Origin of the sequence: Salinibacterium sp., assembly GCF_031364185.1 — a bacterium.
GTDB lineage: Bacteria > Actinomycetota > Actinomycetes > Actinomycetales > Microbacteriaceae > Rhodoglobus.
The window spans coordinates 18,716-28,166 of sequence record NZ_JANLVV010000052.1; the positions used below are offsets into that span (position 1 = coordinate 18,716).

11 protein-coding genes are annotated in these 9,451 nt (G+C 64.5%); 8 read left to right on the forward strand and 3 right to left on the reverse strand.

Annotated elements, in window-relative coordinates; genetic code table 11:
• The first annotated feature begins 13 nt into the window (after nucleotides 1-13).
• From RMN95_RS02795 to RMN95_RS02805, 3 genes are read left to right on the forward strand one after another with little or no spacing between them, the layout of a single operon-like run.
• Nucleotides 14-997: a metalloregulator ArsR/SmtB family transcription factor gene (locus tag RMN95_RS02795; protein ID WP_309615440.1), complete on the forward strand. Its 984-nt coding sequence runs from the start codon at nucleotides 14-16 to the stop codon at nucleotides 995-997.
• A gap of 52 nt (nucleotides 998-1,049) precedes the next feature.
• Nucleotides 1,050-1,463 carry an arsenate reductase ArsC gene (locus tag RMN95_RS02800; protein WP_309615441.1) on the forward strand — a complete coding sequence of 138 codons (414 nt, stop codon included), beginning with the start codon at nucleotides 1,050-1,052 and terminating at the stop codon, nucleotides 1,461-1,463.
• Nucleotides 1,464-1,469: 6 nt separating this feature from the next.
• Entirely contained in the window at nucleotides 1,470-2,120 is a 651-nt protein-coding gene (locus RMN95_RS02805) for an arsenate reductase ArsC (RefSeq protein ID WP_309615442.1), read from the forward strand.
• On the opposite strand, the gene RMN95_RS02810 is transcribed toward RMN95_RS02805, so the two are convergent.
• The gene (locus RMN95_RS02810; protein WP_309615443.1) at nucleotides 2,117-3,256 is read right to left on the reverse strand and encodes an NAD(P)/FAD-dependent oxidoreductase; all 1,140 of its coding nucleotides are present in this window, start codon (nucleotides 3,254-3,256) and stop codon (nucleotides 2,117-2,119) included. The two genes, RMN95_RS02805 and RMN95_RS02810, sit on opposite strands and share 4 nt — an antisense overlap.
• A gap of 102 nt (nucleotides 3,257-3,358) precedes the next feature.
• Complete coding sequence (locus RMN95_RS02815; protein WP_309615444.1) at nucleotides 3,359-4,114, reverse strand: FCD domain-containing protein; 756 nt, start codon at nucleotides 4,112-4,114, stop codon at nucleotides 3,359-3,361.
• A 206-nt stretch (nucleotides 4,115-4,320) separates the two neighbouring features.
• Here RMN95_RS02815 and RMN95_RS02820 point away from each other — a divergent pair, with 206 nt between their 5' ends.
• The 5 genes from RMN95_RS02820 (at nucleotide 4,321) to RMN95_RS02840 (ending at nucleotide 8,754) form a co-directional block, all read left to right on the forward strand.
• A complete protein-coding gene (locus RMN95_RS02820; RefSeq protein ID WP_309615445.1) occupies nucleotides 4,321-5,727 on the forward strand; it encodes a gluconate:H+ symporter in 1,407 nt (468 codons plus the stop codon).
• A 2-nt stretch (nucleotides 5,728-5,729) separates the two neighbouring features.
• Nucleotides 5,730-6,269, forward strand: coding sequence for a gluconokinase (locus RMN95_RS02825; RefSeq protein WP_309615446.1), 540 nt, complete (start codon nucleotides 5,730-5,732; stop codon nucleotides 6,267-6,269).
• A 108-nt stretch (nucleotides 6,270-6,377) separates the two neighbouring features.
• Nucleotides 6,378-6,692: a hypothetical protein gene (locus RMN95_RS02830; RefSeq protein WP_309615447.1), complete on the forward strand. Its 315-nt coding sequence runs from the start codon at nucleotides 6,378-6,380 to the stop codon at nucleotides 6,690-6,692.
• A gap of 57 nt (nucleotides 6,693-6,749) precedes the next feature.
• Nucleotides 6,750-7,421 (forward strand): response regulator transcription factor, encoded by a 672-nt coding sequence (locus RMN95_RS02835; protein WP_309615448.1) that lies wholly within the window; start codon nucleotides 6,750-6,752, stop codon nucleotides 7,419-7,421.
• On the forward strand, nucleotides 7,414-8,754 hold the full coding sequence (locus tag RMN95_RS02840) for a HAMP domain-containing sensor histidine kinase (RefSeq protein ID WP_309615452.1): 1,341 nt from the start codon (nucleotides 7,414-7,416) through the stop codon (nucleotides 8,752-8,754). The genes RMN95_RS02835 and RMN95_RS02840 overlap by 8 nt, the downstream gene beginning before the upstream one ends.
• A gap of 3 nt (nucleotides 8,755-8,757) precedes the next feature.
• Here the strand turns inward: RMN95_RS02840 and RMN95_RS02845 are convergent.
• Nucleotides 8,758-9,451 (reverse strand): LysR substrate-binding domain-containing protein (locus tag RMN95_RS02845; protein ID WP_309615449.1); only part of this gene is annotated, 694 nt, incomplete at its 5' end.

Here is a 9,451-nt window from a genome sequence, read left to right on the forward strand (position 1 = left end):
TAGACTTCGGTCTATGGATCGGGACAGTGCTTTCACTGCAGGATCGCCCCCGCGCGAGCGTGAGGCGGCCAAGAAGATCGCGCGAAACATCAGGGCGACGTCAGATCCCACGCGGATCCAGATCCTGGGGCTGATCGTGGAATCGGACACGGGCCGGCGTGCCGTGACCGAGCTGGCGACACAGCTGGGGCTCACCCAACCCACGATCAGCCACCATCTGCGGGTCTTGAGCGACGAGGGTGTAGTGCTGCGAACCCCGGAGGGGCGACGCGCGTGGTACTCGGTAGTTCCGTCGCGTCTCGCTGAGGTACTTGACTCGCTGCACGCGGATCATCAGGATGCGACGGCACCGGACTCGCCGCCGGTGCTCGAGCGCATCTCCGCCGACCTCGCCTTCAGGTTCGCCGGCACCTTCTCCCCCGAGACCGTCCTGGAATACGTCAGGGAAAGCTACGGACTGTTGGCCCAGCGCAGTCGTGTCACCCGGTATCTACCATCGTTGACGGCACGATTCGCGGCCGATCGCCTCGAGGCCCTGGCCAGCGCCGACGGCCTCGCGCACGGAGCAATCGCTGATGTGTTGTTCGTCTGCGTGCAGAACGCCGGTAGGTCGCAGATGGCGTCGGCCATCCTCCGCTCCCTCGCCGGGGGTCGCGTGCGGGTGCTCACCGCGGGCTCCGACCCCGCCGGATCCATTAATCCACTGGTCATTGCCGCGCTGGATGAGATTGGCGTTTCTGCGGGTGGGGAGTATCCGAAACCGCTGACAGTCGAAGTGATCCGGGCCTCCGATTACGTCATCACGATGGGATGCGGCGACGCCTGCCCGATCTATCCCGGTCGGCGATATGTGGATTGGGATCTGCCCGATCCGGCGGGCCTGACGATGGAGGGCGTCCGTGCGGTTCGAGACGATATCGACGGTCGCGTCCGTGGTCTCCTTGCGGAAATCGATGCGCTGCCTGTCGGACGAGGTCCCGAGGTGAATACCGGGTGAAGAACTGCGACGACAGCGACCACATCCATAGATAGTCATCTATGCTTCTGCTATGACCACAGATCAGCCCACCGTCCTCTTCGTCTGCATCCACAATGCCGGCCGCTCGCAAATGGCCGCCGGATACATGACTGCGCTCTCGGGCGGCGCCGTTCAGGTGCGCTCCGGCGGCTCCGAGCCTGGCGACCAAATCAACCCGATCGCCATCCTGGCCATGGCCGAAGAGGGCATCGACATCTCCCAGGGCGTGCCGCAGCTCATGACCACCGAGCAGGTGCGCGATTCGGATGTCGTCATCACCATGGGGTGCGGTGACGTCTGCCCGATCTTCCCCGGCAAGCGCTACGAAGACTGGCAGCTGGCCGATCCCAAAGGCCGCCCCCTCGAGGAGGTGCGCCCGATCCGGGATGACATCAGGCGCCGCATCGAGGCCCTGATGGCCGAGATTCTCCCCGCAAAGGTCTGACACGAAATGGAGATCTCGGAGCGACACGGGATGCCCGGGCTCACCTATCCCGAGGAGTACCTCAAGCGACTCGCCGCAGACCTGGGAGCAAAGTTCGCCGGGATCTTCGGCACCGAGACCGTCGAGCGATATGTGCTCGAGTCGTATACGGCGCTGCTGAGAACCTCCAAGATCACGACTCACCTCGCTTCGCAGACCATCCGGTTCTCCACCGAGCGTCTCACCGCCCTGGCCCAGGCGAAGGGAGCGATCGAATCGACGATTCCGGAGGTGTTATTTGTGTGCGAGCAGAATGCCGGGCGATCCCAGATGGCGGCCGTGTTTACCCACCACCTCGCAGACGGCCGCGTGCATGTACGTTCCGCCGGATCATCTCCATCAGCCTCCCTGAATCCCGCGGTGGTCGCAGTGATGGGCGAACTGGGGCTCGACATGACCGAGGAATTCCCCAAACCTCTCACCGATGATGTGGTGCAGGCCGCCGACGTGGTCATCACCATGGGATGCGGGGACGCGTGCGCGATCTACCCGGGTAAGAAGTATCTCGACTGGGAACTGACCGATCCAGCTGGACTCCCTCTCGAGGAGGTTCGTTTTATCCGGGACGAAATCCGCCGCAGGGTCGAGCTCATGCTTGCCGGGCTCGACTCGGCCTAAGCCAGTGCAGATCCGTCCATGGTCACCGCCGCTGATCCTGGGCGAACCGGTGGCCGATCCGTAGCGCGGCGCTCGAAGACGACATCGTCGGTGATGCGGCCGAGGCGCAGCATCCGGAAGCCCCTGACGTAATTTTGGTGCAGCCTCCACGGTGCCCGTGACCCCTGCCGGGGAAGCTGCGAGTCGCCGCGGCGGATGTAGCCGGCATCCAGGTCGATCAAAGACACGAGCGTGCCGGTGCGCACCACCTCGGGAGGCCGGGGCGTGACGGTGTCATACCCGTGCCGATCCATGTGGCTGATCAGCCGGCAGATATAGCGCGCGACCAGGTCGGCCTTGAGCGTCCACGATGCGTTCGTGTAGCCGACGGTGAGGGCGAAGTTCGGCACCCCGGCGAGCATCATCCCCTTGTACGTGAGCAGCTGCGAGATGTCGACCGGGTGCCCGTCGACCGTCAGCTTAATGCCTCCGATGGCGAGAAAGTTCAACCCGGTCGCGCTGATAATGACATCGGCGTCAAGCGTCGCGCCTGAGTTCAGTTCGATGCCCGCGGGCGTAAATCTGCGGATGCCATCGGTAACGATCTCGGCACAACCATTGCGCACCGAGGCGAAAAGGTCGGCGTCGGGAATGGCGCAGAGGCGCTGGTCCCAGGGGTTGTAGGTGGGGGTGAGATGCCTGTCGTAGTCGTAGCCCTCGGGAAGACTGCCGACGGCCGCCCTGCGCAGGATCGCCTTCATAGTGCCGGGGCGCCGCCGACTCAACTGATAGGTGAACATCGACCACGCGATGTTCTTGATGCGCACAAGCCGGTACGCCGCCGATGCGGGAAGCAGCCGACGAAGGCGGTCTGCCTTTCGGTCTCGGGATGCCACGGGGGCGATGTAGGTCGGCGAACGCTGCAGCATCGTCACGTGCGCAGCAGTCTTCGCCATTGAGGGCACCAGCGTGACGGCCGTCGCGCCACTGCCGATGACGACCACGCGTTTGCCCGCGTAGTCCAGGTCGGCGGGCCACTGCTGCGGATGCACGATCGGCCCGTCGAAGGTGTCCGCCCCCGGGAAGGTGGGCGTGAAGCCTTCGTCGTAACGGTAGTAGCCGGAGCAGACCGAGAGGAACGAGCACGTGAAAGTCACCGTCTCACCCTCGGCCGGGGCATCCATCGAAAACTCAGCGCCTGTCGTGCGCAGCGCCGTAATGGTCCACCTCGCAGTGTCACCAGACCATTCGACGTGCGGCTACGAAAGGCTGCCCGAGCCACCCATTCGGAGGGCCGCCTCGGCAATAAACTCGTCGCGTGTCGCGTCGAGAAGAGCGTAGGAGCATAGGTAGGCGGCATCCGCATCGCGAGCGGCCAACGCTCGACCGAGCGCGTCGTGACGGTCGGCCGAGGCAGGAGTGTAGTCAGTAATAGTGAACCGTCGTTCATCTTCCCGGGTTCGCAACAGGGCTTCCACGGTGCCGGCAAAATGAGCCATCACGCTGTTGCCTGCGCTGCGCAGGATGACGGTGTGAAACATCACGTCTGCGTCGAGGAATGCCCGGCCATCCCCGGCCGCGCTCGCGCGCACGAGCTCGAGTCCGGCTGAGGTAACGCGGACGATATCTTCGTCGGGCATCGCCGTCGCCGCGAGCTTCGCCGCGACCGGCTCAATGCCGAGCCGTAGTTCGATGAGTTCGCGCATTTGTACGAAGTAGTCCGGCCCGCTTCCGCGCCAGGCAATGATCTGAGGGTTCAAAAGATCCCAGCGTTCCCGGGGCAGCACCTGGGTACCCACGCGCTGACGGGCTTCGATCATACCGAGAGATTGCAATACCCGCAGGGCTTCGCGCAGCACCGACCGAGAGACTTCGAATCCCTCCGCCAATTCATCCAGGTCGAGGATCTCACCACTTCTGAAGTCGCCCTCGACAATCCCCTGTCCGAGCGAGCTCATGACGCGTCCGTGCAAGCCGAGCTCGCCGCCCGCGGATGCCCGGGTGGTGCGCGCCATTCCACTCTCCACTCTCAAACATGGCGATCACACTTGACGTCGGTGAATCGGCATGTCATGATCTCAATCAATAATCTGATTTATCAGATAAAAGCTATTTATCGCAGCACTCCCTGTCACTCTAGTCACGTTCTCCGAGGCGACCAGGCTGACGCGGCGTATCGACACCGAGGTCGCATCGAGGCGTCCTCCGAGAGGACAATGCCATGACCCTTCTGCCCATTGTGTACGCGGCCGATCCCGTTCCCCCGATCGAGCCAGCAAGTGGCCAGGTACAACTCATCAGCGCCGCCGTGATTGGCGTCGCTGTGATCATCCTGCTCATCACCCTGCTCAGGGTGCACCCGTTCCTTGCCCTCGCCGTCGGGGCGATCGGAGTGGGTATCGGAGCGGGGCTCGCACCGGCGATAGCGATCACAAGCTTCGGCACCGGCTTCGGAAACACGATGGCGGGCGTCGGAATCCTGGTGGGATTCGGAGCGATGTTCGGCAAACTACTCGCCGATTCGGGCGGCGCCGACCGCATCGTTGACACTCTCGTTGCCCGATCGAAGCCGAGCGCGCTGCCCTGGACGATGGCCCTCATCGGCAGCCTCATCGGGCTCCCCATGTTCTTCGAAGTGGGGCTCGTGCTGCTGATCCCGGTGATCATCCTGGTAGCGCGGCGCAGCGGGCAATCCCTCATCCGCATTGCCATCCCTGCTCTCGCCGGCCTGTCGGTCATGCACGGACTCGTGCCCCCGCACCCCGGTCCTCTCGTCGCGGTCACCACCCTCGGCGCAAATCTTGGCCTCACCCTGGCGATCGGAGTCGCGCTCGCGATCCCGGTGATCATCCTCTCCGGGCCAGTGTTCTCCAGGGTCGCAGCGCGGTGGGTAACCGTGCCGGTCCCCGCGATGTTCGTGACGGCCGAGGACGAGGGGCAGGATGTCGCAGGCCGACGCCGCCCGTCATTCCTCAACGCTGTACTGGGCATCCTGCTGCCGGTGGCATTGATGCTCGCCCGGTCGATCGTGGATGCCGTGGATCCAACATCCACCGCACCCGTCAAGGCGACACTCGACTTCTTCGGCACCCCCGTGGTGGCGCTGGGACTCGCGCTCGTCTACGCCATGATCTTCTTCGCGCGCGGTGGCGGGATGGGGCGCGCGGCAGTTTCGGCATCGCTCACGGCTTCATTGCCGCCGATCGCGGGCATCCTTCTGATCGTCGGCGCCGGCGGAGGCTTCAAGCAGGTGCTCATCGACACCGGGATCGGCACGGTTATCGCGAACGCCGTCAGCGGTAGCAACCTTTCGGTGGTGCTCGTGGCATGGTTCGTCGCCGCGCTCATCCGGGTTGCTACCGGCTCAGCAACAGTGGCCACGGTCACAGCGGCCGGAATCCTGGCCCCCGTCGCGGCGACCCTGGCGACGCCCGAAATTTCGCTCATGGTGCTCGCGATCGGATCCGGCTCGCTGTTCCTCTCGCACGTCAACGACGCTGGCTTCTGGCTCGTCAAGGAGTACCTTGGCACCACTGTCGGTCAGAACCTGAAGACCTGGACCGTGATGGAATGTCTCATCTCGGTGTCGGGGCTCGTGGGCGTCCTGATCCTCGATGTGTTTATCTAGGGATGAGTGTGACGATCGAAGGCGGCGCGTCGACGGGGAGGCTGAGGCATCCGGTGCTCGTGATCATGGGAGTAGCTGGGTCGGGCAAGTCGACCGTGGCCGGCCTGCTCGCAGGGCGTCTTGGTTGGGACTTTCAGGAGGGGGATGACCTGCATCCCCGGGCCAACGTGGACAAGATGGCGACCGGGCATCCGCTGACCGACGACGACAGGTTGCCCTGGCTCGCTCGGGTATCTGAGTGGATCATCACGCGCACGTCGAAGGGGCGGCCGGGCATCATCACGTGCTCGGCCCTCAAGCGCAGCTACCGTGACATTCTGCGAGGTGAAGACGTGGTCTTCGTCTACCTCGCCGGCTCGTCTGACCTCATCGCCCGTCGGCTCACTGCGCGACTGGACCACTACATGCCCGCATCCCTGCTCGAATCGCAGCTCGCCACTCTCGAGCCGCCGACGGCCGACGAGCATGCCATCACGATCGACATCGGCGTCACAACGGCAGAGCAGGCGGCGGATGCACTCCAGGCACTGGTGTCGGTGTGAGGTGACGGTGCCCTGAAGGGCAAGCAGAACAATTCAGGCTGGCGTCAGGCACATCGCCATAGCGTCGAAGTGTCGGGAGCACAGGGCACCCGGAATTGGAGTTCGGATATGAACAAAACAATACGAGCGTCGGTGGTGGCAGTCGGCCTGGCTGGCTCGCTGGCGCTGGTGGGCGCAGCGGCAACCAGCGTCTCGGCGGCGTCACCACCCGACGAGATCGACACTCCCATCAGCGGCCCCGCGCTTGCGAGTGCAAGCTCCGCCGCGCTTGCCCATCTCGGTGCCGGTACCGTCACCGACACCGAGGTGAACGATGAGGAGAGCTACTACGAAGTGGAGGTCACCCTCGAGAACGGGCACGAGATCGATGTGCAACTCGATGAGGCTTTCGCTGTGGTCAGCACGGATGGCAACGTCGAGTAGTCACGCAGGAGGCGTCGTCGCATCCGGTTATCGTGTAGTCAACCGAAGGAGGCAGAAGTGAAGGTGCTCCTGGTCGACGACGACGAGCGGATTGTGGCGAGCGTCTCCCGAGGCCTCGCCGCGGAGGGATTCACGGTCGAGGTGGAGACCGATGGGGTCGGAGGGCTATGGCGAGCGACGGAAGGGTCATTCGACGCGATCGTGCTCGACATCATGCTCCCCGGCCTCAACGGCTTCCTGGTCTGTCGAAAGCTTCGGGCGGCAGGAAACTGGACTCCCATCCTCATGCTCACCGCCAAAGACGGAGACCTTGACGAGGCGGAGGCTCTCGACACCGGGGCGGACGACTACCTCGTCAAGCCTTTCTCGTTCACCGTGCTCGTCGCACGCCTGCACGCCCTCATGCGCCGGAGCGGATCGCGCGACCCGGCACCAATCTCTCTCGGCAACCTGACGGTGGATCCCCGATCCCGTCGAACATGGATCGACGGGCGCGAGATTGCCACCACCAGTCGCGAGTTCGAGGTGCTCCACTATCTGATGCACCGAAGCGGCCAGGCCCTCTCGAAGCATCAGATCATCGAGGGAGTGTGGCACGACAATTTCGATGGCGACCCGAACATCGTGGAGGTGTATATCGCCCGGCTCCGCCGCAAGCTCGCGGATCACGGGGCCACGGCAAAGATCACGACACTTCGAGGGGCAGGTTACCGGCTTGAGAATGCGTGACCTGGTCGCCGGCATCCGGGCCCGAATCACCGTCATCGCCACCGTCGTGGTGATCGCGGTGCTCGGTGCCGCCGCGATCGCCCTGGCGACCACCCAGCGTTCTGTTCTCACCGATTCCGTTGACGAGGTATTGACCCGTCATGCCGCCGAGATCCTGCAATCCTGGCCGTATTCAGCGGTGGATGCCACGATCCCAGGCCAGGGCGACGACGAGTCGTTCGCGCTGCTGTCCGACCCCGGCGGAAAGCTCCTCGCGTCGACGGCGAGCCCCCCGGAACTGCGGACGCCGCCGCAGCCCGCCGCCGGCTCGGTGACCTACACGACGGTGTCAGATCCGTCCACAGGAATCCAGTTTCGTGTGCGGTCGGAGCGGGCTGGCGAACTGGTCGTCCAGGTCGGCACCCCTCTCGATGATGTGAACGACAGTGTGGATGCTCTTGCCCGGGGCCTGGCCGTTTCGGTGCCGGTGACGGCCGCTCTACTCGCCCTGACGGTCTGGTTTTTGGTCGGCCGCGTGCTTCACCCGGTTGAGGCGATTCGCGCGCAGGTCGCCGACATCCAGGGCGATACGCTCGACCGCCGCGTGCCCGAGCCACGCACGCGCGATGAGATCGGTAGGTTGGCCGCGACCATGAACGGCATGCTTGATCGTGTGCAGGATGCGTCGGTTCGACAGCGCCGTTTCGTCGACGATGCCTCCCACGAGTTACGCACCCCACTCGCGCGCATCCGCACGGAACTCGAGATCGACCTCGCGCATCCCGAAACCGCGGATGCCGCGCGCACGACGCAGCGCGTGCTGTCGGAGGTGCTCGGGCTGCAGCAGCTCGTCGATGACCTTCTGGCGATGGCTCGGAGCGATCGAGAATCCGAACCCCCCAGCGCAACTCCGGTAGACCTCGACGACATCGTCTTCACCGTGGTTGACTCTCTGCGAGCCTCCCACCCTGACGTCACTATTCGCACCGCCGGCGTCTCGGCCGCGCGAACGTACGGCAGCCGCGCTCAACTGGCTCGGGTGGTGACGAACGTTCTCGACAATGCGCGCATTCATGGTCGGGCGCCGATCGACGTCACCCTGCACGAACACGAGGAACGCGTGGTGTTGACGGTGACGGACTCCGGCCCGGGAATTCGCCCCGCCGACGCCGAGCGGGTCTTCAACAGATTTGTTCGACTGGATGATGCGCGCACCCCTTCCGCGTCGAACACCGGCCTCGGCCTGTCGATCGTGCGCACCATCCTCACGGCGCACAGAGGTACCATCGCAATCGATACCACGCACGCGCCCGGGGCAAGCTTCGTGGTGACGCTGCCGCTCTGCCGTGACTGAGTGTCAGGTCACTCGCGGCAACATCGTCGGCAGCTCGGCTGCGACTGCGGCAATGGCATCCTGGATCCGTTGAAGTCCGGCATCGGCGGCGGACGCCCGCCGTGCGACGAGATAGATCGATCGTCGGATTGGCGATGTCACATCAAGCATCACCACCCCCTCGGGCAGGTTAGTTGCGCCGAGTGTGGGGATCAGCGCGACGCCCATCCCGGCCGCGACCAGCGCGAGTTGGACCTGATAGTCAGTCGCCTCCGCCACGGTGTGTGGTTCGAATCCGGCGAGATCGGTCGCGCGGTGGACCATGTCGTAGCAGGTCCATTCGCGACTGGGTACGATCCAGTTTTCGTCCGCGAAATCACTCAGGTTCACCGGGGCGGTGTCGTCGCCGAACCATTCTGAGCGTTTTACCGCCAGCCGCACTGTCTCCGATGCGATCTCCGTGACAACGAGTCCGACGCCGGTGATGGGTGGCATGTTCGAGTAGCCATGGGCCAGCGCGAGCTCCACGTCACCACTCATCAGCGCCGGAATTGACTCGCTGGGTTCCAACTCGATGATTCGAAGCTGCACTCCCTCTCCCGAGCTGGCACGCAGCGACGCCCAGGCGCCAGGCAGGATCGTTCGCGCGGCGGTCGGGAACGCGGCGACTCGATACGTGCCGGACGCGCCCTCGCGCAGCGACCTCGCCTCCATCTCG

Excerpts from the sequence above, each read along its gene's own strand:
- RMN95_RS02795 (WP_309615440.1), top strand. The coding sequence starts at position 14 with ATGGATCGGGACAGTGCTTTCACTGCAGGATCGCCCCCGCGCGAGCGT.
- RMN95_RS02800 (WP_309615441.1), top strand. The coding sequence starts at position 1,050 with ATGACCACAGATCAGCCCACCGTCCTCTTCGTCTGCATCCACAATGCC.
- RMN95_RS02805 (WP_309615442.1), top strand. The coding sequence starts at position 1,470 with ATGGAGATCTCGGAGCGACACGGGATGCCCGGGCTCACCTATCCCGAG.
- RMN95_RS02815 (WP_309615444.1), bottom strand. The coding sequence starts at position 4,114 with ATGGCGCGCACCACCCGGGCATCCGCGGGCGGCGAGCTCGGCTTGCAC.
- RMN95_RS02820 (WP_309615445.1), top strand. The coding sequence starts at position 4,321 with ATGACCCTTCTGCCCATTGTGTACGCGGCCGATCCCGTTCCCCCGATC.
- RMN95_RS02825 (WP_309615446.1), top strand. The coding sequence starts at position 5,730 with ATGAGTGTGACGATCGAAGGCGGCGCGTCGACGGGGAGGCTGAGGCAT.
- RMN95_RS02830 (WP_309615447.1), top strand. The coding sequence starts at position 6,378 with ATGAACAAAACAATACGAGCGTCGGTGGTGGCAGTCGGCCTGGCTGGC.
- RMN95_RS02840 (WP_309615452.1), top strand. The coding sequence starts at position 7,414 with ATGCGTGACCTGGTCGCCGGCATCCGGGCCCGAATCACCGTCATCGCC.